Consider the following 24817-nt stretch of genomic DNA (forward strand, 5'->3'; position numbering starts at 1 on the left):
TTTCTATCTTGGTTGTGGAGCCTGAAGTAGCTGAGGTCTCCGGAAAATCTCTAGTATTGCCCTTGCGAATTCGGGGAGATCGCTAGGGACTCTTGAGGTGATGAGGTTCCCATCAGTCACCACAGGCTTGTCGACATATGGGCCCCAGCGTTGATCATGTCGTCTCTTATCCCGGCGACACAGGTCAGGGTCCTATTCTTCACAATCCCCGCAGATGCTAGCACCTGTCCCGCATGGCAGATGGTCGCGATAGGCTTACCCTGAGCGTCAAAATCTTTCACAAATCTGAGGATCTTGTCGTTGAGTCGCAGTTTCTCGGGCGATTTTCCTCCCGGAACAACCAGAAAGTCGTAATCTTCTGCTTCTACATCATCGATTGATGCATTGGGCGTGATCGAGTATCCTTTCTTGCCCTTTATGGGGTCTTTCGTCAATCCGATGATTATCGTCTTGATCCCTTCCTCTTGCATGCGGTACATTGGATGGAATAGTTCTAGGTCCTCGAACTCGTCCGTTGCGATAATGGCTGCTGTCTTTCCTTTCAAATCGTTTGGCATCGCCAACAATCCCCTGGGCACATTCGCTAATCAGTTTGGCTATCTATAATGGCTTTTTGGGGGATTTTTCCGATTTCTGTGTTCAGCGCTGTTCCCTGAAGCCCTTGATCGACCTCTTGGTCCCGTGCGATTTATAGCGCGCTGAGCACACTATTACGGTTAGTCAAAGATGTCCGACGATGTGAAGCGTATGGCAGACCTGTTAAAGTCAGGCGCCACCATGCTCTCTGACATCTGTCCTGTCTGTGGTACGCCTCTTTTCAAGGTGAAAGGCGAGGTTTTCTGTGCAAAGTGTAACAAACCTGTGGTCTATCAGAAGGCAATGTCGCCCGAGGCGACTCTTTCACCAGGTTATCTCTTGGAGTCGGTTGAGATGACAGTCATAGGAAAGATAAGTGAGGCGAATGAGGTTCTGAAGTCGGAAAAGGACCCTGAGAAACTCTCGCTGTACAGCAACTTGGTATTCGGCTGGCTTTCGATGCTGGAGAAGCTGCGAAGCCTAAAGGATTCATTCAAGGAATAGTCGTCAGATTCTTCGGGTCGAAAAGTTTTCCATCAGCTAGGTTCGTCAGCTCTACCCTGCGTCTCCTTCGTTTGGCAAGTATTATCGGCATGCCTGCTTGCTCGGCCAGTCCGAGCAGCTCTTTCTTCCGATCTTTTCCGAGCCATGATCGGTCACTCTTGCATTCGATCAAGAATGATTTCCCATCTCTCATACAAACCAAGTCGATAGGTTTCGATTGCGCTGCCCTGATGACCAAGTATCCTTCTCGTCGAAACAGGTCTCTGATCCGGTACTCTAGCCTTCTACCCGTCTCGTAGTTCGACAAGTCTCTTCCGATTGTTGCGCATCGAGTCTCTTAAGAAGAGCGGACACCAGCGAAACTATTCAGGCTCATTCTCCTGGAGAATCGTTCTTCTCCAACCGGCGAATGCGAGTTCCAGACTCGACAGGGCCTGTCTGATGGCGATACGAGCCAAGAAACTGTACAGACTTCATCCCAAGCCTGAATTTTCGAATCTCACCTGGCTAAATCCCGCATTATCAGCCCTGTTCTCGTTTCTGGGAAGCCCCGGTGTATTATCCGGACATTCGTTCGGGTTTGTCACGATCTTTCCAACGCTATCCCTGCCTTGATTATGCCCGGAATCGCTTGTCTCGCCCATTATCACTGCCAGACACGAAGTCGTTTCCAGGAAATAGGGGGTCTTAGCGACCGACCCTCGCGCCGCATGAGTGCTTCCCGCGGAGCATTGCGAAACTAACTAGTCCGAGAGTGAACAGATTTCTTCCCAATAGCGATCAGCTCTAGCTTCAGCTCAGCCCGGTCCGTGCTAACCAATAGTGAGATGGAAATCTTTTAATCAGAACCCAGCCCATCCTCATATTCTGGGCTAGGATGCGTACAGAGTCTAGACGCCCATCCAACAAATTGGTGAAAGCGCCTGCAAAAAGCAAAACGGAAAGAAGAATACGAGACACGGATAAAACAGGCCTTAGCCGTACTGAACGAAGTCTCCAATGACAATACTACTCCGCGAAACATCCGACGAGCAGCTAAAGGTGCCATGGACGCTCTCCAAGCGCAAGGTCACACAATAGGCGTCCGGGCCTCAAACGCTATCTCCACTCTTGATGAGATATCACAGGACCCGAACATGCCACCTTATACTCGCGTCAAGCTCTGGAACGTCGCGAGTATTCTCGAAGCAGTAAAAGACTAGTCTGACGGATCTTTCAATATCTACCGTGTTAAGCATTACTTGTTTTTGCAGAATAGACTAGTATCCTAGGTCAACGGCTCGGGATCCAGCACTCGATTTCCCCTTTGCCGGAACCGGAACCAAGTCACCGAGAAACAAGTGTTTCTAACAGGTTAGAAGCGCGGTTGTCCTCGCAAAACCGGCTTTTCGGACAACTATTTATCGCCAAACCGCGCCTTTCTCGTCCACCAGGAGCATGGATTTCTGAAAGGAAACCGGCTTCTACCTTTTCTTGTAGCCCTCGTACTCCTAGCCTTCGCCCTCGGCTCGTTATCAAGAAGCCAGCCTGGTGGATCGAGCTTGATCTCAAACTCCTACTGGCTAGTCTACGTGGTCGACTTTCTGCCGCTGATTGGTTTCGGGCTTATAGCAGTCATGCTAGCGGTTATGATCTACAACTGGCGAGCCCTCTCTGATGCCATCGGCTTCGGTATGTCAAAGAGAAGGAAGGAGAAAAGAAAGAAGTCGCGAACAGTCCAGCTGATTGTCTGGATGGCAACCTGGCTGATAGCAATCGTTGTCTTACTCGACAAGTGTGGTGGAATCTTCTGCAAGACTCCTTCTCAAGCTGCAAATCTCTCCGACAAAGTCACAAACGCAGTATCAGGGCCCGGACAGATACCATCTCCTCCTCTTCTCAATGTAGCGCTCCAGCTGAACGCGCTCATCCAGGCCAACTGGTTCTACGCCGCGTTCCTAGGTTTCTTGGTCGTGAGTGGACTGATAATAGTTCGTGCGTACAAAGTGTCTCTTGACGAGCTCAGAGCTGGGGGAGCCGATCAAATCTTGGAGGTTCAACAGGAAGGCGCGGCGGCGGTTCAAGATGCGATCAGGATTATTGAAACAGAAAGCGAGACTGATCCCAGAACCAAGATCATAATGTGCCACCAACGAATGATAAAGGCGGCACAGCAACGAGGTACTATGGTCACATCCGATCTCACTGCGCGAGAACTTGAAAGAGCAATTCGTAAGATGCTGCTGTTGACAGGGTCAGCAATTGGAGATCTCACAAAGCTCTTCGAGGAAGCTCGTTATAGTAAACACGAGATCACGTCCGAGCACGCGGAGCTGGCGCGTCGTTATTTGTTGAGTATTGCTGAGGAGATGAAGATCCCGGTCAGCGTGCTGAGTTGAAGCGGAGAACCCTGAGGCTTCTAGCCTTTGCCTCAGCTCTGTACCTCGGTTTCCTTCTCTTCTTGAGGAGCATTTTGCCGGAGGAAGTCACTCCATCTCTGCCCCTCCTGGCTGCCCCGCTGATACTCCTGGCGCTGATCCTTTCAGGCGATCTCTTCTTTCATGCCACGGTCCCTTCTAACAAGTTGGCCAAGATCCAGCTTCGGAGGATTCGGGCTCGCGATGTCCAGTTTCTCACAGAACAAGTTGCAGTCGGGACTACCGCGAGCGCGGCTTACTTTGACAGTATCGTGCTCAGCCGTCTCAGGGAGATGCTTGGTGAAAAGGTCAGCATGGAGACAGGTTTGGAGAAGAGCGCTGTGAAGCAGCGGCTCGCCAACAGTCTGGAAGGAATCAGGCTGCTCAGAGACCAAGACCTATACAGACTACTTTACGATAAGCCACCTGTCAAAGGGAAGGCTCGTCTCAAGATGCTGATCGAGGCAATCGAACGCATAGAGGCGTGGAAAGCATGAGAGTGGGGGAGGCAAGCGAGACCTGTCAACGGATCGTAAACCAGGTCAAGAAAGTCATTGTTGGAAAGGACCGAGTTCTAGAGAAAGTGATGCTGGCGATGCTGGCAAACTCGCATATTCTATTCGAGGACTATCCGGGACTAGCCAAGACATTGCTCGCGCGAAGCTTCGCGATGAGTATGGGATGCGACTTCTCAAGAATACAGTTCACACCTGACCTGCTGCCGGCTGATATTACAGGTACCTACATCTACAATGTCAAAACAGGAGACTTCGAACTCCGGCGCGGCCCAGTATTCACAAACATACTCCTGGGCGACGAGATCAACCGCGCTCCCCCAAAGACGCAGGCGGCACTCTTGGAAGCGATGCAGGAGCGACAAGCGACGCTCGACGGCAAGACTCATCCTATCCCAGCTCCGTTCATTGTTATCGCGACTCAGAATCCGATCGAATACGAAGGCGTGTATCCATTGCCGGAGGCTCAGCTAGACCGATTTCTAGTCCGACTGGAGCTCGGATATCCGAGCAGGGAAGAGGAGGTTGAGATCATGCGGAGGAGGATGCAGAGAGCGCGTGAAGAGGTTCTGCTCGACCCTGCTGCCAACACTGAGACGATTCTTCAGCTCCAGCAAACGGTGGAGGGGATTCATGTCGATGACGATGTTCTGGGCTATGTCGCCGACATCGTCCAGGCAACACGGGCTCAGCGACAAGTAGAGGTAGGCGCCAGTCCGCGCGGCTCTCTCGCGATTTTCAAACTTGCAAGAGCGAGGGCTGTCTTCCATGCTCGCGACTATGTTATTCCCGATGATGTGAAGGAGGTGAGCGCGTCAGCTCTGGCTCACAGGATGATCATGAAGGCTGAATCGTGGGTGAAGGGAGTGGATCCTCGCGGGGTCGTGGATGATATTCTGAAGACGATACCAGTCCCTAAGACTAAGTGAGACTTGATCAGGATTGTTTACCCAGAAAGCTAGCCGGTACTTCGCGCTAGCAACAGTATTTCTAGTGCTCGGGCTATTCCTCGGAGACTGGCAGCTTGCAAGTCTAACACTGCCGCTAGCGTCATTGTTCGTCCTGGCAAACATCTGGGGCATTCCTGACAAAGTCGCGCTCGAGCTCGACCATGAGGTTACACCCTCGGACAGTTTTGGCGAGGAGGATATTGAGCTCTCGATCGAGATCAAAAACAAGACAGGTAGTCCTGTCGGAAACATAGAGATTACAGAGCAACTTCCGCCGGGAGTCTCTCTGGAAAAGGGAGCAGGCCGGGTCCGGACCGGGTTGCTACCATCCGAAAAGATTAGTCTACCGCTGGATTTTCCAAACCCTGGGCGGGGAAACTACCAGATAGGTCCCTTGGTTGCGAAGGTTCAGGACCCGTTTGGACTCTACCTGGTTGAGGATGTGCGGGCTCCGGAGACTCTCTCTGTTATGCCTCGGCCTGAACGGATTAGAGGTGCAGAACTCCGGCCGCGCCATCTGGGTCCTTGGCCCGGGACGATTCCAGGGAGGATTCCGGGATCCGGAACGGAGTTCTTCAGTCTTCGAGGATACGTTACGGGGGATGATCCGAAACGTGTCAACTGGAAAGCATCGGCAAGATATAGACGGCTGATTGTCAATGAGACTGAGGCGGAGAAGGTTACTGATGTGATGGTCGTTCTCGATACGGACGTCACTTTCTTCGGGCCTCTCGAAGCGGAATTGTTTGAGCGAGGGATATCTGCTGCGGCTTCGATGGCTGATCTCCTGCTCAAGCAGGGAAACAGAGTCGGCCTCATTCTTCAGGGAGGAGAACGAGGATTTGTCTCGCCTGCTTTCGGGAAGAGACACGAGAGGAACATACTGTATCTTTTGGCAGCAGCGAAACCGGGAAGAGCGATGATATCGACCAGTTATGTTGTCAAGCTTCTTGCCCATGTTATGCTTCCAGCCAAGGCGCAGATCGTTCTGATCTCACCGTTGCTGGACTCGACTATCGTTAGTGGTTTGAGAGACCTTGCAGTCGCCGGATACAGTATTCTCGTTGTCTCACCATCAATGGGAGAGCCAGCTCATTTCGATTCTGAGGCAGAGCAGATAGCGTACAGAATGATCATGCTCGAAAGATCCAACACTTTATTGGCGGTTCAACGGTTCTGCACCGCGGTCTCTTGGCCCGTCGGAGTTCCTCTGTCAACAGTTCTGAGGAAGGTGAGGCGTGTACGACCACTAGTTCCAGCCTAGATCTGAGATCCCGAGTTGCCATTCCGATTGTAAGGCTTCAGTATCTGTTGCTTACACCATGGGTGGTTGCGGGGATTCCGGCTCAAGCTCTTCTTGGATTGGGAGTTCCGATCGGAATCATTGTCGTTCTTGTCGGGTCGCTCGGAATGTTCTACAAACAGCGACCCGTTGCTGTGGCCGCGTCTCTCGGTCTCCTGTTTTTGCTGGTCTATGGGAAAGCGGCTGTGGACGTTTTGGGGCTGAGCCAGCCTGATACGGCGTTTCTGCTTCTCCAGTTCTCTGGAATCATTTTTCTCATGGAGGCTGGAGGAGCCGTTTTGTCTTTTGATGATGAGCATCGGGATCTTCGCGGGAAAACGGACGAGGTTTCCGGCAACATCAGTCAGCGTCTGTCTGGTTGGATCCAAGGCCAGTTGTGGGAACAGGGGAAGATCGCCACATTGTCTGTTGTACTTTCCTTAGCATTGTTGGTCATCGGTAGCATAGCAAGCATATCTTTCAACCAGCTCGCGTTCTCGGCAGCGCTTGTCATCTTATCCATAGGAGTGCTTCTATTCGTGCTAACTCACAGACGGGAACCCGAGTCCTAGCCGACTGGCAGTGGGATCATGACAAACCCGAACGAATTTCCGGATAATACACCGGGGCTTCCCAGATTGGAGAACAGGGCTGATAATGGGCGAGTCCGCGGCTTTCTCTTGTGAGCCCCAATCTGTCATCGGGCAATACCCGTCGATGAACCAAGGTCCGGGATCGATCCTGGTGGTACCGGGTCCACGCGAGAACCCACGCTACACGGTGGAGAACGGGCTGAAAACGATTTTTCTGGAAGATGCTATTAGGACGTTAGTTGAGCGGTAAGTTGTGAAAGAGCAGAGCCTGAAGCAGGCCTTCGATTACATCCAGAAGAACAGGGAGCCTTTCCTCCGCGACTTCCGCACACTCCTCCGACAACCAAGTGTGTCCGCGCAGGGAAAGGGTATCGTGGACTGTGCACGAATCGTCAAGAAATACATGGATGCGGCCGGGATCAAGAGCCAGATTCTCCCCGAGAAAAATGGCAACCCGATAGTCTATGGAGAAGTGAAATCAAAATCCTCCAGCAAGACCCTTCTCATCTATGGCCACTACGACGTCCAGCCTGTCGAGCCGCTAGAGGAATGGGACTCTGGACCCTTCGATGCGAAGATGCAGGGAAAGAAAATAATCTCGAGAGGCGCAGCCGACAGCAAGAACAACGTTACAAGCTGTATCAAAGCGACTGAGAGCTTTCTGAAAGCAACCGGTGATGTTCCACTTAATCTGAAATTTCTCTTCGAGGGCGAGGAGGAGATTGGTAGTCCGCACCTCCCTGGATTTATCGATGAGAATAAGGAACGGTTGAACGCTGACAGTGTTGTTTGTTACGATGGGGATCTGGACGAGACCGGGCGGCCAAAGATCAACCTGGGAGTCAAAGGGCTACTCTATGTGGAGATGAGATGCAAGAAGGCTAGAGCCGATCTTCACTCATCCTACGCCCCACTGGTCGAGAACCCGGCTTGGCGTCTTGTCTGGGCCCTGAACACGATGAAGAGCGCGGATGGAAAAATTCTGATCAATGGATGGTACGATGATGTCGAGCCATTCACTCCAGCTCAATCAAAACTAGTAAGTAAGATTCCGTTCCGAGGGGAGAACCTGCTCAAAGAATGGGGATTGAAAAAATTCCTCGGCGCAAAAACAAACAGAGAGGCGTTGAAAAAATATCTGATGGAGCCGACCTGTACGATCTGCGGCTTCAAGGCAGGCTACATCGGACAAGGATCCAAAACCGTCCTTCCCGGAAGCGCAATGTTGAAGATCGACTTTCGCCTGGTATACAACCAGAACCCGAGAAAGCTCCTGGGGATATTGAAAAGTCATCTCCGACAGCACGGCTTCGAGGATATACAAGTCAAGGCTCTAGGGTTTCTAGAACCCTCTAGGACCAAACCGTCTGCACCAATAGCTCGCGCTGCGGCAAAGGCCGCAAAGATAACTTTTGGCAGCAGCCCAGTGGTACTCCCCAGAAACCCTGCATCCGGCCCCGACTATCTCTTCACGAAGCGGCTCGGCATGGATAGCATCTGGACCGGAAGCGCGCTTCCCTCCGCCTACAGTCACGCGCACGCGCCCAACGAATATACGACAACGGACGAGTTCATTGCCGGAATACGATACGTTGGCGCGATCATGCACGAGTACGCCAGGACAAGTTAGGATCGTAGCTCCCTGACTATTTTTCTAGGGGATCTCTGCAGTTACGAGAAGAGTCTCCGAGCGCCTATCCATTGCGAGTCTCCCGTACGATCTTCTCAGAACAAGAATCAAGAGGAGATAGCATATGGTCGTCCCAAGCCCGAACCAGAAGAGTTCTCCGTAGATAGCGGAAATATTAGCACCGCTGGTTTCGAGAAACCCTATCCAGCCTAGGGTGTTGAGGAACTTGCCTCCCAGATGGTACGCCAAGTAGGCTGAAACTAGGAAGCTCGTTGCAACATATTGCCACCTCCATCTCTTTCGAGAGAGCATGGACCCCGCAAGGCCCATCACGAAAACTGCTACGATTCCCTGGAAGATGAGCGCTGATCTCAGAAAGTCTAGAGTTAGCCCGGTGCTTGAGCCATAATAATCGATCAGGGTTTCCGTCGTTCCCTTCGGGTTTATGCCGAGTTCAAGAGCGGTGTTTACTGCGAGATATTGCGGGATAGAAAGGAGGACGTTCGACAAGGACGCTAGTATGTAGACTTCGAGATGTTCGCGAGCGTTGACTCTCAGGAGTTGCCGAAGTGACAACGTATCTCCATGAGTCAGACTTTGTCCGTCTTCTAAAGGATGGCGCTTGTCAGACCGTACAGGGATCCTCCCCAGCCGGCATTGTAAGCACACGGGCTTATCTATTACAGAAAATGGTCCAGCCTGAGTTTAGCGTACCCGGACAGGTCACAGTAGCTCGTTAATGACTGATCTCCTGATTCTGCACCTCGCTCTCGCATTCCCGGTTGGTGGCGCATGGGTCAGCCTGGCGACACTAATCGCGGAAAGATACGGCAGCGCGCTTGGGGGACTTGTGGGAGGGCTTCCAGCGATCTCCATCATCTCGTTTCTATTCATCGGAATCAACCAAGGCCCTGAGACAGCATCGCAAGCGACGATTGTCTTCCCCCTCGCCCTCAGCTTCACAATGACATTCTTGCTGGTCTACGCCGGTCTTTCAAAGAGAGGCTTTCGGGCAGCTTTTCTTGTGGCCTTACTTGTCTGGGCCGGTCTCTCAGTCATCACGGCACTTCTCAATCTAAGAAACCTGTTTCTCTCGGTTGGAATCTTTCTTTCAGCTGTCAGCTTCTACTTCTACATGTTGAAAATGAAAATGAAACTTCCCCAAGTCGCTGGAGCGGAGACAGCCTATTCTCTTCGCCAAGTAGCGTTCAGAGCCATCATTGGTGGGGGCATCATCGCCCTCACGGTGCTCTTGAGTCAGCTCGGAGGATCCGAGCTAGGTGGCATTGCCTCATCGTTTCCCGCAATATTCAGCCTCACTCTCTTTTTCGCCTACAGAACTCGTGGAATGGAGTTGTCGCGAGCGTTAACGAGACCATTGTTGGTATCTGCATCGTTAACCGCGTTTCCGTATAGCCTTCTCGTGGGATATCTGTATCCTATCCTAGGGGTTGGAATTGGAACAATAGTGGGCCTGTCTTGCATTGTTCCCTTGACAGCGCTAGCCCACTATCTGATCAATATCAAGAAAATCTAGGATAATTCGGTTCAAAATGCGGCCAGCTTGGCGTCCAGCGATAAAGATTGTCAGAGGAAAATCCATGATCGAGTAACGTAATAAGCAACTCGAACTAATTTCACTATCTATTGCCCTCACGTCTCATCGCGCTAGAAGGTATCGACCAGGCAGGGAAGAAGACCCAGACCAAACTCTTGTCCGCGAGCTTGCGCCATGAAGGGTTCAAAGTCGGCACCCTAAGCTTTCCAATTTACTCTACTATCTCGGGACGACTTATCCGATCCTTCCTCGCCGGAAAAACAGACACATCACCGCACGCGCTGCACATGCTCTACTCCCTCAACCGTTGGGAAAACTTGGGAACGATCACCAGTGCTCTGAAACAGAATGATTTCGTCATCTGTAACAGATACACCGCCTCTAATTTGGCCTATGGAGAAGCTAGGGGTTTGAGTGTCCAGTGGCTCGCGGGTCTTGACGCGGGTCTCCCTGAGGCGCGCGCTGTCTTCGTCCTAGATGTTCCCACTCCTAAATCGTTCTCGAGAAAGACTAAGCGTCGGGACGTCAACGAGAGAGATCGTGCCTTTCTAGAGAAGGTGCGGAGAAACTATCGTTCGCTGGCCCACAGATTTGGATGGCATCTCGTCGATGGCACAAGGCCGCCCAACGAAGTTCACGAGCGGATACTTCTGGGTCTGCGAAGCGCATTCCTCTAAGGACGCGCTAGTCGTTTGGTCTTCTTGTGAATTGTCCAAACTTTGTAATCTCGCTTGCCATCTCAGTCAGTCGTTTGTTGACCTTGAAATGGACCGTGTCTGTTTCATAGCTTCCATCGCTCTTCAACGTCCCCGCCTTTACACCTGTTAGAATCTCGATACCATCGTCTATAGTTCTTACCGGATAGATGTGGAATTGTCCCTTTTTGACAACCTCCACCACCTCTTCGCTGAGCATGAGGTGCTGGACATTACTCTGTGGAATCAGAACTCCCTCGTCACCCTTCAGACCTTTAGCCTTGCATGTATGATAGAATCCCTCAATCTTCTCGTTCACTCCCCCGATTGCCTGAACCTCTCCCCTCTGGTTTACAGATCCAGTAACTGCAAAGTTCTGCTTGATTGGAAGGTCAGAGAGGGCTGAGAGGATTGCATAGAGCTCGGTGCTGGAGGCGCTGTCACCGTCGATTCCGCCGTAGCTCTGTTCGAAGACAAGCCTGCAAGCCACGCTCAGCGGCTTATCACGTGCATACTTGTTCTCCAGATAGCCCGATATTATCAGGACCCCCTTCGTGTGCAGTTGTCCGCCGAGCTTGGCTTGGCGTTCGATGTCAATGACTCCTTCTCTTCCAAGACCAACGCTCACGGTTATCCGGGATGGCTGGCCGAAGTCGAAGTCGCCTAGGCTAATTACGGATAATCCGTTTACTTGGCCGGTTTTGGTTCCAGCAGTGTCGATGAGTATGATACCTCTCTCTATCATCTCCTTGGTCTTTTCATCGAGAAGATTGGAGCGGTAGATCTTCTCCTGTAATGCCTTCAGGATGTGAAGGTCCTTGATGTATTTGGATTCATCCTGTGATGCGTAAAGGTTGGCTTCTCTGACTAGATCGGCGATCTCAGGGAATTTTGTAGAGAGCTTCGTCTGATCCTCTGCAAGTCTCGAACCGTACTCTACCACTTTCGCTATTGCTTCTGCCTCAAGATGATTGAGATTCTCCTTCTCGCACAGAGTATGAACAAACCTTCCGTAAGTTCTCATATTCTCCTCGTTCCTCTCGATTGTATCATCGAATTGGGCCTTGACTTTGAAAAGCAAGCCAAAGTCCGGGTCGGCAACATAGAGCGCCTGGTAGATCTGATTGTCTCCCGCCAAGACAATTTTCACGTCCAACGGTATTGGTTGGGGAGTGAGACTCTTCGTGCTCGCGACTCCCAGCCTCTGGCCGGTTTCTTCTATGGCGATGTTTCCGTTCAGAAGTGCCCTCTTGAGACCCTCGTACGACAACTGACTAGTTAGAAGTTCCCTGGCCCCCAATATGAGAAATCCACCGTTTGCCTTGTGGATCGATCCTCCTTTGATCAGGGTGAAATCCGTTGAGAGCGTTCCGAACTTGGCCTCGTTCTCGATTCTGCCAAGCAGGTTCGTCACTGTTGGGTTGTCTTCGGCGATCACCGGTGCCCCTTTCAGTTCAGAGTTATCGACGATGACGTTGACTTGATACCTTCTGAAGAGAAGGTCAGGCAAACCGCTTTCCGTGAGACTTGGTGGGGCGTCAGGATCCTTCTTTTGTTCCGTTCCAGTCACGGTGAATAGTTCGGTGTTTTCTAAAATGTCGTCTCTCAGATCATCGAGGTACTGAACTACGTCTGGCTCGTCCTGATACCGAAAGGTTAGCGTACTGATCAAGCCCCCCATAGCATAGTGGACGGAGTCGTCCCTGAGTTTTTTCAGTTCATCAAGCGTGTTCGCTTCGAGTTCGTTGACTTGTTTCCCGGCTTTGTCGAGCGCGGTTCTTACCGTCTCTCGACTCAGTTCGAACTTTTTCTTCGCGCTCGCGGGTAGAGCATCATATTCCTCCTGACTGAGCGCCTTTCCCGCACGGATGGGGACTATCCCGATGCCTAGCTGATTCATTCGGACTGCATAACTGGACTGTTTGGCCACATCGTTAAGCCCGTTCAGAATCTTGTCTCTCTCTTCCACCGATTTCTTCGTTATACTATTTGTCCGGGCTGCAAATTCTTCGCTCTGAAGAGCTGCGGGAACGGCTCTCTTGACCTGGTCTATGAGATTTTTCAGATCTTTCTGGAAGATCTTAGCCTTGCCTGCCGGGAGCTTGAGTGCTTTCGGCTCATAGGGATTTTGGAAATTGTTTACGTAGCACCAGTCGGGCGGAATACGTTTGGTTTTGGCGATCTTTTCAAGGTAACTTCTAGTTGCTGGCCTCTTGCCGGTGACTGGAGGCCCAGCCGCGAAGATGTTGAATCCTTTTGCTTTCATCTCCACTCCGAACATGAGGGCTTTGAGGGCGCGATCTTGTCCGACGATTCCTTCGATAGGAGGAAGTTCTTCGCTGGTCTTGCATTCGACCTTTCCAGGTGGACATTCAAACCTCAGTTTTTCCGGAGGAAGCTCACTAATCGTCAACTCGGGTTTCCAACGGTTCATTGACTAAGAGCAGTATCTAAAGAAAACCGCCAACCGATAGATGGTTGGCATTCGATCTCTGGACCTTATACCACCGTTGCCAGATGTATTTCTTTGAAAACGCTTGACGGGCATCTTGGAGAGGCTCCCGCCTCCCTTCGATGAGCGGATTCAATACGGGCGTGATCCTCAGCACTTTGCTGAACTGCGATTCCCTAACGGCCGAGGACCATACCCGCTCTTGTTCATGATCCATGGTGGCTTCTGGCAGTCAGTGTTTGACTTGAAGCACATTGGATACCTTTGCGTGGCCCTGACCCGTAAAGGAATCATCACCTGCAACCTCGAATACCGACGTGTCGGAGATCCTGGGGGCGGTTGGCCCGGAACCTTTCAGGATGTCAGCCTGGCGACAGACCACATTGTGGAGACAGTCTCTTCAGACTCGCGCTTCGATGCTTCCAGGGCAGCGGTGATGGGACACTCCGCTGGAGGGCATCTTGCACTGTGGCTCGCAAGCAGACACCGCATTCCGAAGTCGTCACTTCTACACAGCGTTCAGAAGCATCGTCTCCTCCGTGCAGTTTCGCTCGCTGGCGTGTGCGACCTTCGGACAGGATGGAAGCAACGGCTAGGACGCGGGGCGGTTGCCAGGCTCATGGGTGGATCGCCAGATCAATATCCGGAGCGATTCGACGCCGGAAGCCCCATCGAACTCCTGCCTAGTGGATCGAGACAGGTCCTAATCCACGGTACTGATGATGACGTCGTTCCGGCGTCTCAATCCGAGAGGTTTGTCGAAAAGGCTGAACAGGTGGGTGACCGGCCTATTCTCGTCAAGCTGAAGGGCGTAGGCCATTTCGAGCTGATCGATCCCGAGTCAGATGCGTGGCCTGCTGTCGTTGGAGCCGTTCTGCCATTAATAGGTCTGAGATAGACGATCAGGCGGCCCCTTCTCGTTCTGAAACGATCACTTTCATACGGGAAACTCTTGGGTTGAATACTTTCTTCCCCGTCAGCAAGCCTTATGTCAAAGATAGAGAGAGCTGAAAAACATGCAATCAGTCACCACCAAGGTCAAACCAATCCCGGCAGGCTATCACAGCGTCACCCCGTACCTGATAGTTGAGGGAGCGCCGAAACTAATTGCCTTCTTAAAGCAAACCTTCAACGCTGAAGAGGTTGCTCGAATGAACGGCCCCGACGGTCGCGTCGCGCACGCTGAAGTGAAAATCGGCGACTCCATTGTAATGATGTCCGACTCAACCGCCGAGTTCAAACCTGCAGAGAGCCAACTATACGTGTACGTGGACGATATTGACGTGGCTTACAAGCGAGCCTTGGACGCGGGCGCGATCTCTGTCAGGGAGCCTAAGAACCAATTCTATGGCGACCGGAGCGCCTCGGTCAAGGACCCCACGGGAAACACTTGGGGAATCGCCACTCACGTCGAAGACGTCTCGCCTGAAGAAATGCAGAAACGAATGAAGGAACAATCCCTGGGCCAATAACCTATTCCGCCCGACATCACCATTTTCCCTTCTCATTTTTTTTGGCGTAATCAAGCCAATCTCTGCATCTGCATTTTTCAAACTGCAGGTCCTGCTACCTGGACTACGCGCGGCTCCAAAATGGAAAGACCCAATACTCCGAATCGGTGCGTTCCAATCAATGGTTCTCTCCACCTCGGAGAAACAATTTTCCTCGCGGGAAGGGTGGTTGAAGAACGAAAGCGTCCGTCTCCACTACGTTGAGAGCGGCTGGGATTCACCTTCCAACCTCACACCTGTAGTCTACGCGCATACCGGGTTTGGCACAGCTGAGGTCTTCATTCCAGAGATGAAGGCGCTCTCACCAAGGAGGTGCGTTGCATGCAGCCTGAGAGGATGCGGCAGCAGCGATGCTCCAGCGGCGGGCTACTCTTTCGACGAGAACGTCTCGGACCTTAACGCCGTCGTCAATCATCTAGCTTTCGATAGGATATGCGTCATGGGCTGGTCTCTCGGAGTAACCTACTCGATAGCCTTCGCCGCTCAGCGCCCAGAACTTGTCTCAGGACTGGTCCTCCTAGACTATCCTGCCAGGCATCCCCAGTTCTCGGCCGGATGGGCAGAGAGATGGTCATCCGAGCCTTCCGTAAAGGACAACCCCGACCGGATGAGAGGAATGCGCGGCCTGGAACGAGAGTCAACAGAGGTACTCCTCTGGGAGAAGCTGGACGCGATAAAATCTCCAATTCTCCTAATAGGTGGTGGTGCTGAGGGAGCTTTGCTCAAAGAGGAACACGTCGAAAAGTACAGACAACACTGCCGAAACTTGGAAGTCGCCATCTTTCCCGACTCAGGGCATATAGTCTGGCAGCCGGACTACGACAGGTTCATCAGCCGACTAAACAAGTTCCTCGATTACATAGACAAGCAGCGTGATCGAGAGAAGGCCCGTGGCGGTTAATTACTGACAGCGCTTTCCTCATAGTTACTGGCCATTGAGCTAGTCCACGAGTTCTCCGCAGCTCGCATTCACAGTTGTGGCGGTGATGGCACTCGCGTAATCTGACGCCATCAAGACAGCAGCATTCGCCACTTCCGGAAGCATCGGGGCTCGCTTCAACGCCGTGACCTGTGCTTCTGATTCAGCTACCGATTCAGCCGTGGTCCCTCTTAGCTTGGCAAGGTGAGAGAACACTTCCTGGAGTACCGGGTTGTCTGGGGTGCCACCTGTCCGCAAACACACAACCCGCACTCCTCGCGGACCAACCTCGAAACCTAGCTGTCGGCAGAGGGATTCTATCGCCGCGCCTCCGATCGCAAAGCCACCCATGTTAGGTCTCGGCAACCGTGCGTTAGGAGCTGTTAACGCGAGGATGACCCCAATTCCTTGCTTTTCCATGAAACGAGCCGCGGCGGTCATTGTGATGAAATTCGATCTTACCTTGTCGAATGCGGCATTCCCAAATCTTTCTTCTGAAAGATCATTCAGGCGTGAGCCCATTGCTACACTTGTCCCAATGAGGTTGAAGGATATGTCCAGCTTTCCAGTATTTGACGTAATGTCGCGCAGATGAGCCTCGACAGATCTCTGATCAAGAGCATCGACTTCGGCGGCCTTCGCGGTTCCATTTGTCTCCGAGATCTCTCGAGCCAGAGTGTCGAGTGAGCTTCCCGTTCGACCTGCAAGATAGACTGCAGCCCCCTCCTCCCGAATGCCTTCGCGACTGCGCTCCCAACGCCTCCTCCTGCTCCGTAAACTACGGCGACCTTTCCAGCTAGTAATTTCAGACCTTGGTGCTGGTGTGACATTTGAGAATTCATCCGGACCGATAAGTCAGGCCCTTCTTAAAAGTCGAGAGGTCTATCGAGAAGGTTCGGAGTATCCGGAACACAGGTATGTTTCATGGTGCCGAGGGCGGAATGTAAGGAGGAGTTCACGGTTCCGGGATTTTTCACACCGTTTTTTCTAACATTAGACTTCCAGGAAAAAGTGTCATGAAAGCACCGAAGTAATCCGCGTGCGTTGGAACTGGTTTAAGACCTGTGCCGGTTCGGTAGCGTATCAATCATGAATGAGGAAACAGTTAGATCCATTGCTATCTGCGTGTTCAGGAAAGACAGTTCCATCTTCGTAGCGGAGGGCTATGACAAGACGAAGGACGAGATTTTCTACCGGCCTCTCGGCGGCACCATCGAGTTCGGCGAGTACGGGAATGAAACTGTGGCGCTTGAATTACGTGAGGAGATAGGAGCAGCGGTCACTAATGTTCGATACTTGGGAACACTTGAGAACATCTTTGTCTTTGAAGGTAGGCCAGGCCACGAGCTAGTGCTCGTTTTTGAGGGAGATTTTATCGAGAGATCCTTCTATGAAAAGAAACGAATAGAGGGTGTAGAAACAACCGGTAGTTTGCAGGCTGTTTGGAAGCCCTTGGACTTCTTCTTGAATAGTGAAACGTCACTGTATCCTGATGGACTGTTAGCTCTACTAACTCAACATTGGAATCTCTGAAGGCATTTGGCGTGTGGTTCCGGGATTGGAACGACGGGTCTGTTTCATGGTGCCGAGGGCAGGATTTGAACCTGCGACTGGGCCGGTCTCTGTTAAGTGACCGTCAGCCCGGTGTCAGATGTTGCCATCTTCAGCCGGGTGCTCTCCATAGCCTCCTCTATCAGAGGAACAGGCTGAGCTACCTCGGCGGGCCTCGGCAATCACGACGCTTTTCTAGAATAGAATTAAGCTTTCTTGATGGTGATTGAGCGAGCGGGGACGAAGGGCGTAATGGGTCCGAAGTATCGAAAGGTCTTAACTGCGGTCTCTTCGAGCGTGCCGAGCCATAGAATAGTGTCTGACTGTTGACTGTTGACTCACAAGCACAGGGCGTCGGCTCAAGTTCAGGTTGGCTGGCGAGGCTGGGTACTCTGTCCATTCTCTACATTGCCGTCTTTCTCACCCGGATAGGGTTCGGCGTCATCTTGGTCCTCTTCCCGATCTATCTTCCGATTCCCAAGACTCAATCCGCGCTCGCGGGCGCAGTAACTGCGATCTATCCGGTGGTTGAGGGAGTTTCAGCTCTCCCCGTTGGTGCTTACGTGGACCGTAAGGGCCGGAAAAAATTGTTCGTAGCTGGTTTGGCGCTCATTGCAATCTTGAGCTTGGTAATTGGACTGTCCAACAATCTCGCGCTCGTAGGCGGTGCCCACGGCCTGGAAGGTTTGGCCGCAGCCATGGTAACAGTTGCCTCCCTGACGATGATTACCGACTTGACTGTTGTGACCAACCGGGGGGTTAGTATGGGTGGATTCGACCTCGCCAATCTGGCAGGTTATGGGGTAGGTATAGTCCTGGGGTTTGTGTTCAGCGGCGTCTTCGCCGCTGACCTCGGAGAAAGCTTCCTAGTGGTTTCTGCCATCCTCGGGGTCTCAGCCGTTGCTGTATTTCTCATCCTTCGCGAACCGGCGCACGTCGCGCATGAGCGAAGAAGTCTCAAGCAGATGTATTCCAGCCTCACAAGCGACGTGGCAGCGATTCTTCCCGTATGGTTCGCTCTTACGGTTGTACTCGGGTTCTACATCTTCTTGCCTAGGATTGTCGCCCGTATGGGAAGATCAGATCTTTCCGAGTCTGCACCTGCCATACTTCTCGTGTTGGTGCTTCTCGGAGCTGGAGCTATCTTGTTCGGGCGGCTGTCGGACAAGTTCGGCCGAACCAAAATAATGGCGGTTGGAGCACTGGGCGAGATAGGATTTCTTCTGGTTCTCCCTGGGATTTTCGCGCCGCTGATCAGCATTCCCCCCGGCACGCCTTGGATTGACTCCTACAACAAGATAGGGCCCATCGGCATTGTAGCGGCGGGTTTGTTCTTTCTCGGGTCAGCCTTGGTTCCTTCAATCCTCGCGTTCATAGGCGACAACGCTGCCAAAGAGTATCGGGGCTCGGCAATGGGACTGTACAGTCTAATGCTTAGCGGGGGAATAGCAGCCGGACTCGTACTAGCTGGAATAGCGGACGATCTTGGCGGTGTTCAAGCGGTCTTCTACTCCGCAGCGATAATCTTCTCAGGTCTAAGCCTTACAAGCGGCTACTTACTTTACCGGAACAAGCAGTTTGCGAAATCGTCGAGTGCCGTTTGCAAGGCTCCCAACAGTTCCGCCAAGATTGTTTCCCCGAGACGAATCTCGTAAGAGATAAGTCTCTTAGTCTCTAACGACATTCTGACCTCTCTTGAGAGAGCAATCCGTTCAGACTACTTGGGTTGCTAAGAAGCTCGAATGGTTTGGAATGACAGTAGTAAAGCGGTACCTATCAAAAGACAACGATAGCAGGGATCTCAGGGACGTGCATTCCAATCCGGAATTCTACGATAAGGGCATCGATCTAGTTCTCAACCTTCCAAACCTCCGGAAGAGGACAATCGATCTCAAGGTCGACTCGTACATCGGATCTGATCCATCGCGCAAGATAAGAGGTCTATGCAATCCAGACAGCGGTTTCATTCTACTTGAGACAATCAGCCAGCTCCAGTATGATAGATTGAGAAATGCTTCGAGTGGTACTCTACCTGTTAGACAAAAGGCAGATGTCCCTGGCTGGTTCTTTACTAGCTCTGCCGACGAGGTCTATTACTACTTCCTCGCTCTGCTAAACTCAGAGAACCAGCTAAATCCGCTCTACGAGGAATATGTGGAGCTTGTTAAGGGGAACCAACCGACAGATGAAGTCGAAAATCGTCTATTACGAGAACTGCGCGTAGATAGGGACCTATTAGTGACCTTCTCACTTTCAGAGGCGAGAGCTTGGTATGAGACTGTCCCCGAAACGATGTTCCATGGGTACGCTCCAGCTCCTAACCCGAGTTACCTTACCCTAAGTAAGAGAGTTAAGCGCGATCTATTCATCTCAAACGGAATTGGGAAGAGTCATGGTTCAATCTTCTCCTTGGTAAAGCCGAGATCGGCTTCTCCGTAGTCCAAAACGCAACCTTATCGTCCGATTACCACCATTTCTTACTGTACTTTAGCGGTGATGTTTTCTCGTCGATCGCTGGCTTTCTGAATACGTATAGATGTTCGTGGGCGATCTTGTAGAAGTCGTAACTATGCCCACGCCATCTCTGTCGAGTTGTCATCGTCTTGTGTTGAAGCTTGATAATGTCTTCCTTGAGTATGAAACCCACGCTCAGAAACGCCTGCAATACTCCAAGCGAGATCGGAATGTAATGGCGTCCTTTTCGTGTGTCTCCAATAAGCACTCCGCAGTATCGGTTGTTTTTCAAGACTCTGTATGATTCGGCCGCGACTTTCCGCATGGCGTCGATATAGGCAGGAAGCTTCAGGCGCGAGAGATCGTCCAAGATCCGTTTTCCGCTATACGATATGATTCCGGCGTAAGGTGGATGAGTGGCAATAAGGTCGACCGTCTCTTCACCGATCAAATCTAGGTTTCGCGCATCGCCTGCAAACGTTCGAGTCTTTACGCGGCGCGGTCCATCAAGTGTATTGTAGTCAAAACTCAGCCTGTCTTGCGCTACCATGATGGCGTCCGGGTTGACGTCTACTCCGATCGAGTTGCGGCCGAGGAGTTTGCTCTCCACGAGCGTAGTGCCGCTTCCACACATCTGGTCGATAACGAGCTCTCCTGGTTTGGAGTATTTTATGATCAAGTTTCGCGGTATGTAGGGACTCCAATTCCCCCGATAATTTCCGGAATGGGTCGCCCAGTCGCCCCTACTGGGAAAGCTCCAAACTGTGAATTCTTCCGGTTTGTAATCATTCGGAGGTCCAAATTCTTTGATTCGCCAAGGTCGACCTATCTCGACATCCACGTTTTCTATCTTCACGTGGTGTTTCTCAGCAGCGAACTTGCGGTACTCTTCTTCGGTTATGAGCTGCATTCCCATCAGTTTTGGAGCGGTCGCCGTTTCCTGAACCTGCAAAATACCCGCCCATAGCCCCTTCGCTGTTCTAGATTAATCTTGATCAAGAGAATGGTGGGAGAAGACCCTCTTCATTGAATGGTTTTTCTGAGACTGGGTATGACTTCTCCTGTGACCCATTGGACCCCTGCTCCAGATAGAACGTATGACCCTTTTTCTGCAATCAGCTTGCCTTCGCGTTTCAGTTCGCTCGCCCGTGCCCTTACGACGGCTCCGCTAGTTGTTTTCCACGAGGATCCAAGGAGTGTGCTTAGCTCGTCGTCTCCGAAGGTCTTCGGGTGGGTCGCGTAGAGTACGAGTGCCAAAGCTTCTTTGGCCGAGAGCGAATCTGCGGGGACGGTGAGGTACGGCCGTCCTTCTCCACTAAACTGTACAATTCCCTTCAGCAAGTCCGAGGGCTCGGAGACCTCTAGATTCTGAACAAGTTCCGGTTTCGTCTGGGCTACTCCATCTTTGAGTCGTAGATTCTCAACTAGGCCCTCGAACTTGTCGCGGACGTATTCGAAGTCGCCTTCAAGCTCGATTTCTTGGTCACGGGTCCGGATTCGGAACCTTAGCCTCTTCTCCTGAGACATGATTGTGTGTTCGAGTGTGTATTCGGCGGTCTATTTCGAGCTTTCCAATCAGAAAGCTGAGGTGGGTGAAACTAAAGCCTGCAGAATGTCGAAATTCCTACACCCATTTGCCAAGTATCTTTTTGCAATCGGGACAGAGTCCGTGTCTTGAGATCGCCGTGGCCTTGCCGCACCTCGCACACTTCCGCCGTCCGTGCGCTTTGGTTCGCGGAGGCTGATAGAATCTTCCTCTGAATCCTGCCGGCTTTACCGAATATTTCCCCCTGCGAGGCATAGTGAACCATTCCTTCGGGGGGAAATCCTCGTTGATATGGAGATAGTTACGCACGCTATGCGAGACTGAAGGGATCTAATGCTTGGCGTAGCGTAACGCTCGGGTCGAGAAAATATCTAATGACTACAAAAGAAATATTGGGGTTTGTATCTTCCAACTTCCTTGTCCTGGCTCGATCTCGTCTTGTTGACCTAGAACTGGTCTTTTGTGATGGTTTGTTTGTGGGCGTTCTGGCCTTCGAGAGCGTGTACAACTGTCACGACTACTTTGACGGTCGGTATGAGAGCCATTGCGAGGAAGATCAATGGATATGCCCAGGGTGCGCTGGCGAAGAAGCCGCTGACCATTGTCTGCATGACGCTGTAGAGGATGTATAGAGCCATCAGCTGGAAGACCCAGGCGAGAACTGGCGCGTAAGCCTTGTACGCTTTGTAAGTATCCGAAACTGCATTGGCGAGCTGTGTACCATACTTCAACAGGACCGCGGCAACTACGAGCCCGATCGTAAAGATGACGAAGCTTTCAATGCTGAACGTTGTGCCTGGAACTGTCTGGGTGATTCCTGGAAAGCCCAGGACGATGCTCTGGACCACGATGAGGACGATGATTCCCGCGAGGAGTCGAATTATGGAAGGCATCATGGGCCGAAAGTCGCCGAACGGTTCCTGTGTATTGGTCGGCATCTCAAAACCACTTTTTCCAAGAGCTAACTAGTCCGCCGGCCGATTAGCCCATGGCCTAACTTTCCGACATGCCTCACCGTTACACTAGGCGCTTAGCCATGTCCCTTAGTCCCTATAGTGAGAAGGAGATGAATGCGCGATGGCCGAGCTGAAGGTCTACCTCTCCCAGGAACTTGACAAGAGATTCAGGGTACTGGCTATGAGCGTCTATGGATACGGTAGAGGTTCTCTGAGTGAGGCGGCCGTGGACGCACTCACGAAATGGTGTGATGAGCATGAGGCACGCACGTCGGGCCAGCGACAAAAAGTCGGGCCCACGCTCTCGAATTCGGATCCTGTCTCGCGTGCTGAAGAGCGGCCTGGAGTCGCCGCCTCTGGAAATGGAGAAGGCTCGAGCTCCGCTATGTCAACCTAGACCAAACGCTATTTCCCTGTCTCGTGTCATCCGGGACGTTCGAACCCTTCAACACGAGACTAGATGCGCATGCCTGCTAAGAGTAAAAGATTGAATTTTTCCTCGCGAAAAAGTTGGGGAGCATGGCTTGCAAAGAATAGCAGAATTGAGCAAGAAATCTGGTTAATCTATGACAAGAAACTCTCCCAAACGCGATTAATCTCATACAGAGATTTTCTAGACCAAGCTGTTGAAGAGGCAATATGCTACGGCTGGATTGATAGTAGAGTCAAGAGGATCGGTCAAACAAAACTTGGAGCGCGATTTACTCCGCGTCGGTCGAGAGACAACTGGTCGAAGTACAACAGGGCGCGTGCATTGAAGCTCATGCACGATGGTAGGATGACCAAAGCTGGCGAGGCCGTTTTACCGGCAGAATTGACAAACAAAAAGCTAGACAGAGACCAATTTGAGGGGAAAGGTATCGAAAACATGGCAGCTGGAATCTTGATGAACGGAAAGGATTTCCTGGTGGAGAAAAGGCGACTCGACAGGGATGCAGATCCGGGATATGTTGAGATCCCAGGCGGTCACGTGGAGAAAGACGAGAAGTTAGCCGATACTCTCAGAAGAGAGATGATGGAAGAACTTGGAATCCGGGTAGAAAAGGCGAGGCTCATCCAGAGAAGTTTGTACACGGCAAGCAATGGCGAGAAAGGAAGAATTCACTACTTCCATGTGGAGAGGTGGACAGGTAGAATCGTGTCCAAGGAGGCAGAACGCGTGTATTGGGAATCCGACACTTCCAATCTCACCATTGCCCCGGACAGGAGGGCGGTTCAGAGAATTCTGAAGCTTCAGAATCGCGATAGCAAATAGCTGTGCTGGTCGTCGCGAGACCTCATCGCCGGTAGCGAATCCGTAGTTGAGGCTCGTCCAGAGGCTCCGGAGTTTACGTAGAAGAGCCATTTCACGGCTTGGCTAGTTTAAGAGGCCCGTATCCCGAAAATCCCGCTTCCCAAAGGTCCCTGGACCCGCAATCGTTGGAGGCGCGGCGATAATTTGCGAAGTCAGATCAGAGCCGAGATTCGGTACTACATTCCCGCTCACAAGGCTGAGAGATTCAAGCTCAACCTTTTCGAACTAATGAGCCTGAACAGCTTTCCCAACCCCGTCAACCAAACACTGTACTTCAACAATGAGGAGCACGAAGTCCCCTTCACTTATTCCATTAGAGGAAGGAGATACGAGCAAAAGCCCTTCAAAGAACGTTTCAAGTTGAAGTTGAGTGACAAATGGATTTTCGAGGTAAAGAACACCCGATCTGAACACGGCCGCTTCATCAGACACAAACGACGGAACGAGATGTTGCCTCTCCGAGAAATCCTGTCGAGGGTAAAACGAATGAACCGGCTCGGCCGGATCAGGATTCCACACAAACTGGGCCTCTACGCAGCCGCGAGCTATTCCAGGAGTCACTTTCTAGAGAGTGATCGGGGGCTCCGGGTTACAATGGATGAAGACGTACGATACTTCACATTCGATGAACTTGCCGGAACAATGCTTGGAGCCTCGAATCGAGCTATTGTGGAGCTAAAGATTCCGCCCGGCCGAACAAGTTCTCCGCTGGTCAAGAAAATCCACGGTCTCCTCAGGAAAGAGAACGCGGAGCAGGGCATTTCCAAGAAAGCCACGATCTTCAATCTCATCGAGGACCGAGCCAGGAAATCAGGCGACGCATACAAAGAGCCTAACCACAATACCGAGATCAAAGCAAAGGTCGCGCTTGACTCGGAGGACCAGGACATTTTTCCCAGGATACGGGGCGATCTTTCGGATGGAAAAATCGAAGGGTTCAAACTTTCAGACTCTTACCCGAATGTTATGGAGACCGGGAAGCTCTACCATTACGTTCAGGTACCCACGCACGAATACGTGCGATTCGAGACTAGTGGGCAGTCAAGGTCTGCGACGATCAAGGAGAACTTTCAGGTCGTGCAAGATCCTTATCGATTGGGTAACGTCATAAAGAGGCGGGAGATTGAGCAGCCTCTTCAGCCCGACATGTTGAAAATGCCTTACAAGATTCTCACGAGGAGGAGGAAGTATTTCATGGTCGAGCGGAACGGAGGAAACAGAGAGTACGCAGTGATAATGGATAGGAGTACGCACCGAGGTCACGAGCTCTACCAGCTGGAGGTTGAAGATGTTCTGAACTCGCCTTCCCCTAGGACTGAGACTCGGAGCATCAACGACGTGGCATCTATGGCCAACTATCTCATAGAAGAGTACTCATTGGAGCCGACGACTCTCACGAAAAACCAGTGGCTGATGAGCCTGCCGAACTAGTACG

At 51.8% G+C, this 24817-nt stretch carries 28 protein-coding genes and 1 tRNA gene; 19 read left to right on the forward strand and 10 right to left on the reverse strand.

What is annotated here, in order from left to right; all coding sequences use genetic code 11:
* Positions 1-3: 3 nt before the first annotated feature.
* Both VGS11_03010 and VGS11_03015 read right to left on the reverse strand, forming a co-directional pair.
* On the reverse strand, positions 4-123 hold the full coding sequence (locus tag VGS11_03010) for a hypothetical protein (protein HEV2119067.1): 120 nt from the start codon (positions 121-123) through the stop codon (positions 4-6).
* The gene (locus VGS11_03015; protein ID HEV2119068.1) at positions 117-557 is read right to left on the reverse strand and encodes a type 1 glutamine amidotransferase domain-containing protein; all 441 of its coding nucleotides are present in this window, start codon (positions 555-557) and stop codon (positions 117-119) included. Before VGS11_03015 ends, VGS11_03010 begins: the two co-directional genes overlap by 7 nt.
* 169 nt (positions 558-726) lie before the next feature.
* Between VGS11_03015 and VGS11_03020 the strand changes: the two genes are divergently transcribed.
* Positions 727-1080, forward strand: coding sequence for an Sjogren's syndrome/scleroderma autoantigen 1 family protein (locus VGS11_03020; GenBank protein ID HEV2119069.1), 354 nt, complete (start codon positions 727-729; stop codon positions 1078-1080).
* Here the strand turns inward: VGS11_03020 and VGS11_03025 are convergent.
* The gene (locus VGS11_03025) at positions 1070-1387 is read right to left on the reverse strand and encodes a restriction endonuclease (GenBank protein HEV2119070.1); all 318 of its coding nucleotides are present in this window, start codon (positions 1385-1387) and stop codon (positions 1070-1072) included. The genes VGS11_03020 and VGS11_03025 overlap by 11 nt on opposite strands.
* Positions 1388-2003: 616 nt before the next feature.
* Here VGS11_03025 and VGS11_03030 point away from each other — a divergent pair.
* The 7 genes from VGS11_03030 (at position 2004) to VGS11_03060 (ending at position 8446) form a co-directional block, all read left to right on the forward strand.
* Positions 2004-2282 carry a UPF0147 family protein gene (locus VGS11_03030; GenBank protein HEV2119071.1) on the forward strand — a complete coding sequence of 93 codons (279 nt, stop codon included), beginning with the start codon at positions 2004-2006 and terminating at the stop codon, positions 2280-2282.
* A 339-nt stretch (positions 2283-2621) separates the two neighbouring features.
* A complete protein-coding gene (locus tag VGS11_03035) occupies positions 2622-3458 on the forward strand; it encodes a DUF4129 domain-containing protein (GenBank protein ID HEV2119072.1) in 837 nt (278 codons plus the stop codon).
* On the forward strand, positions 3455-3973 hold the full coding sequence (locus VGS11_03040) for a hypothetical protein (protein ID HEV2119073.1): 519 nt from the start codon (positions 3455-3457) through the stop codon (positions 3971-3973). Before VGS11_03035 ends, VGS11_03040 begins: the two co-directional genes overlap by 4 nt.
* Positions 3970-4920, forward strand: a complete 951-nt coding sequence (locus tag VGS11_03045; protein HEV2119074.1) for a MoxR family ATPase — start codon at positions 3970-3972, stop codon at positions 4918-4920. Before VGS11_03040 ends, VGS11_03045 begins: the two co-directional genes overlap by 4 nt.
* A gap of 13 nt (positions 4921-4933) precedes the next feature.
* Positions 4934-6205, forward strand: coding sequence for a DUF58 domain-containing protein (locus VGS11_03050; protein HEV2119075.1), 1272 nt, complete (start codon positions 4934-4936; stop codon positions 6203-6205).
* Between the two features lie 47 nt (positions 6206-6252).
* Positions 6253-6795, forward strand: coding sequence for a hypothetical protein (locus tag VGS11_03055; protein ID HEV2119076.1), 543 nt, complete (start codon positions 6253-6255; stop codon positions 6793-6795).
* A 274-nt stretch (positions 6796-7069) separates the two neighbouring features.
* Positions 7070-8446 carry a M20/M25/M40 family metallo-hydrolase gene (locus VGS11_03060; protein HEV2119077.1) on the forward strand — a complete coding sequence of 459 codons (1377 nt, stop codon included), beginning with the start codon at positions 7070-7072 and terminating at the stop codon, positions 8444-8446.
* A 24-nt stretch (positions 8447-8470) separates the two neighbouring features.
* On the opposite strand, the gene VGS11_03065 is transcribed toward VGS11_03060, so the two are convergent.
* On the reverse strand, positions 8471-9022 hold the full coding sequence (locus VGS11_03065) for a hypothetical protein (protein HEV2119078.1): 552 nt from the start codon (positions 9020-9022) through the stop codon (positions 8471-8473).
* 163 nt (positions 9023-9185) lie between these two features.
* Between VGS11_03065 and VGS11_03070 the strand changes: the two genes are divergently transcribed.
* Positions 9186-9983, forward strand: a complete 798-nt coding sequence (locus tag VGS11_03070; GenBank protein ID HEV2119079.1) for a DUF3147 family protein — start codon at positions 9186-9188, stop codon at positions 9981-9983.
* Between the two features lie 110 nt (positions 9984-10093).
* Complete coding sequence (gene tmk / locus VGS11_03075; GenBank protein ID HEV2119080.1) at positions 10094-10681, forward strand: dTMP kinase; 588 nt, start codon at positions 10094-10096, stop codon at positions 10679-10681.
* A 7-nt stretch (positions 10682-10688) separates the two neighbouring features.
* Here tmk and VGS11_03080 read toward each other — a convergent pair whose 3' ends face one another.
* Positions 10689-13133 carry an ATP-binding protein gene (locus VGS11_03080; protein HEV2119081.1) on the reverse strand — a complete coding sequence of 815 codons (2445 nt, stop codon included), beginning with the start codon at positions 13131-13133 and terminating at the stop codon, positions 10689-10691.
* A gap of 103 nt (positions 13134-13236) precedes the next feature.
* Between VGS11_03080 and VGS11_03085 the strand changes: the two genes are divergently transcribed.
* The 3 genes from VGS11_03085 (at position 13237) to VGS11_03095 (ending at position 15563) form a co-directional block, all read left to right on the forward strand.
* Positions 13237-14049, forward strand: a complete 813-nt coding sequence (locus tag VGS11_03085) for an alpha/beta fold hydrolase (GenBank protein ID HEV2119082.1) — start codon at positions 13237-13239, stop codon at positions 14047-14049.
* Between the two features lie 118 nt (positions 14050-14167).
* The gene (locus VGS11_03090) at positions 14168-14623 is read left to right on the forward strand and encodes a VOC family protein (GenBank protein ID HEV2119083.1); all 456 of its coding nucleotides are present in this window, start codon (positions 14168-14170) and stop codon (positions 14621-14623) included.
* Between the two features lie 208 nt (positions 14624-14831).
* Positions 14832-15563, forward strand: a complete 732-nt coding sequence (locus VGS11_03095) for an alpha/beta hydrolase (protein HEV2119084.1) — start codon at positions 14832-14834, stop codon at positions 15561-15563.
* Positions 15564-15602: 39 nt separating this feature from the next.
* On the opposite strand, the gene VGS11_03100 is transcribed toward VGS11_03095, so the two are convergent.
* Positions 15603-16433, reverse strand: a complete 831-nt coding sequence (locus tag VGS11_03100; GenBank protein ID HEV2119085.1) for an SDR family oxidoreductase — start codon at positions 16431-16433, stop codon at positions 15603-15605.
* A gap of 237 nt (positions 16434-16670) precedes the next feature.
* Between VGS11_03100 and VGS11_03105 the strand changes: the two genes are divergently transcribed.
* Positions 16671-17114, forward strand: coding sequence for an NUDIX domain-containing protein (locus tag VGS11_03105; GenBank protein ID HEV2119086.1), 444 nt, complete (start codon positions 16671-16673; stop codon positions 17112-17114).
* Positions 17115-17161: 47 nt separating this feature from the next.
* On the opposite strand, the gene VGS11_03110 is transcribed toward VGS11_03105, so the two are convergent.
* Positions 17162-17302, reverse strand: a tRNA-Phe gene (locus tag VGS11_03110).
* A 156-nt stretch (positions 17303-17458) separates the two neighbouring features.
* On the opposite strand from VGS11_03110, the gene VGS11_03115 reads away from it, so the two are divergent.
* Positions 17459-18787 (forward strand): MFS transporter, encoded by a 1329-nt coding sequence (locus VGS11_03115; GenBank protein ID HEV2119087.1) that lies wholly within the window; start codon positions 17459-17461, stop codon positions 18785-18787.
* Positions 18788-18827: 40 nt separating this feature from the next.
* Complete coding sequence (locus tag VGS11_03120) at positions 18828-19571, forward strand: hypothetical protein (protein HEV2119088.1); 744 nt, start codon at positions 18828-18830, stop codon at positions 19569-19571.
* A gap of 25 nt (positions 19572-19596) precedes the next feature.
* On the opposite strand, the gene VGS11_03125 is transcribed toward VGS11_03120, so the two are convergent.
* From VGS11_03125 to VGS11_03135, 3 genes are all read right to left on the reverse strand, one after another.
* A complete protein-coding gene (locus tag VGS11_03125; protein HEV2119089.1) occupies positions 19597-20538 on the reverse strand; it encodes a DNA methyltransferase in 942 nt (313 codons plus the stop codon).
* A gap of 71 nt (positions 20539-20609) precedes the next feature.
* A complete protein-coding gene (locus tag VGS11_03130; protein ID HEV2119090.1) occupies positions 20610-21113 on the reverse strand; it encodes a hypothetical protein in 504 nt (167 codons plus the stop codon).
* 465 nt (positions 21114-21578) lie between these two features.
* On the reverse strand, positions 21579-22028 hold the full coding sequence (locus VGS11_03135) for a hypothetical protein (GenBank protein HEV2119091.1): 450 nt from the start codon (positions 22026-22028) through the stop codon (positions 21579-21581).
* A gap of 181 nt (positions 22029-22209) precedes the next feature.
* Here VGS11_03135 and VGS11_03140 point away from each other — a divergent pair, with 181 nt between their 5' ends.
* The 3 genes from VGS11_03140 (at position 22210) to VGS11_03150 (ending at position 24813) form a co-directional block, all read left to right on the forward strand.
* Positions 22210-22485 carry a hypothetical protein gene (locus tag VGS11_03140; protein HEV2119092.1) on the forward strand — a complete coding sequence of 92 codons (276 nt, stop codon included), beginning with the start codon at positions 22210-22212 and terminating at the stop codon, positions 22483-22485.
* Between the two features lie 69 nt (positions 22486-22554).
* Positions 22555-23343: an NUDIX domain-containing protein gene (locus VGS11_03145; protein HEV2119093.1), complete on the forward strand. Its 789-nt coding sequence runs from the start codon at positions 22555-22557 to the stop codon at positions 23341-23343.
* 183 nt (positions 23344-23526) lie between these two features.
* Positions 23527-24813, forward strand: coding sequence for a VTC domain-containing protein (locus VGS11_03150; GenBank protein HEV2119094.1), 1287 nt, complete (start codon positions 23527-23529; stop codon positions 24811-24813).
* Positions 24814-24817: the final 4 nt, after the last annotated feature.

This window comes from Candidatus Bathyarchaeia archaeon, assembly GCA_035935655.1.
GTDB lineage: Archaea > Thermoproteota > Bathyarchaeia > 40CM-2-53-6 > 40CM-2-53-6 > 40CM-2-53-6.

Excerpts from the sequence above, each read along its gene's own strand:
- VGS11_03140 (HEV2119092.1), top strand. The coding sequence starts at position 22,210 with ATGGCCGAGCTGAAGGTCTACCTCTCCCAGGAACTTGACAAGAGATTC.
- VGS11_03135 (HEV2119091.1), bottom strand. The coding sequence starts at position 22,028 with ATGATGCCTTCCATAATTCGACTCCTCGCGGGAATCATCGTCCTCATC.
- VGS11_03045 (HEV2119074.1), top strand. The coding sequence starts at position 3,970 with ATGAGAGTGGGGGAGGCAAGCGAGACCTGTCAACGGATCGTAAACCAG.
- VGS11_03145 (HEV2119093.1), top strand. The coding sequence starts at position 22,555 with ATGCCTGCTAAGAGTAAAAGATTGAATTTTTCCTCGCGAAAAAGTTGG.
- VGS11_03020 (HEV2119069.1), top strand. The coding sequence starts at position 727 with ATGTCCGACGATGTGAAGCGTATGGCAGACCTGTTAAAGTCAGGCGCC.
- VGS11_03070 (HEV2119079.1), top strand. The coding sequence starts at position 9,186 with ATGACTGATCTCCTGATTCTGCACCTCGCTCTCGCATTCCCGGTTGGT.
- VGS11_03105 (HEV2119086.1), top strand. The coding sequence starts at position 16,671 with ATGAATGAGGAAACAGTTAGATCCATTGCTATCTGCGTGTTCAGGAAA.
- VGS11_03130 (HEV2119090.1), bottom strand. The coding sequence starts at position 21,113 with ATGTCTCAGGAGAAGAGGCTAAGGTTCCGAATCCGGACCCGTGACCAA.
- VGS11_03015 (HEV2119068.1), bottom strand. The coding sequence starts at position 557 with ATGCCAAACGATTTGAAAGGAAAGACAGCAGCCATTATCGCAACGGAC.
- VGS11_03090 (HEV2119083.1), top strand. The coding sequence starts at position 14,168 with ATGCAATCAGTCACCACCAAGGTCAAACCAATCCCGGCAGGCTATCAC.
- VGS11_03080 (HEV2119081.1), bottom strand. The coding sequence starts at position 13,133 with ATGAACCGTTGGAAACCCGAGTTGACGATTAGTGAGCTTCCTCCGGAA.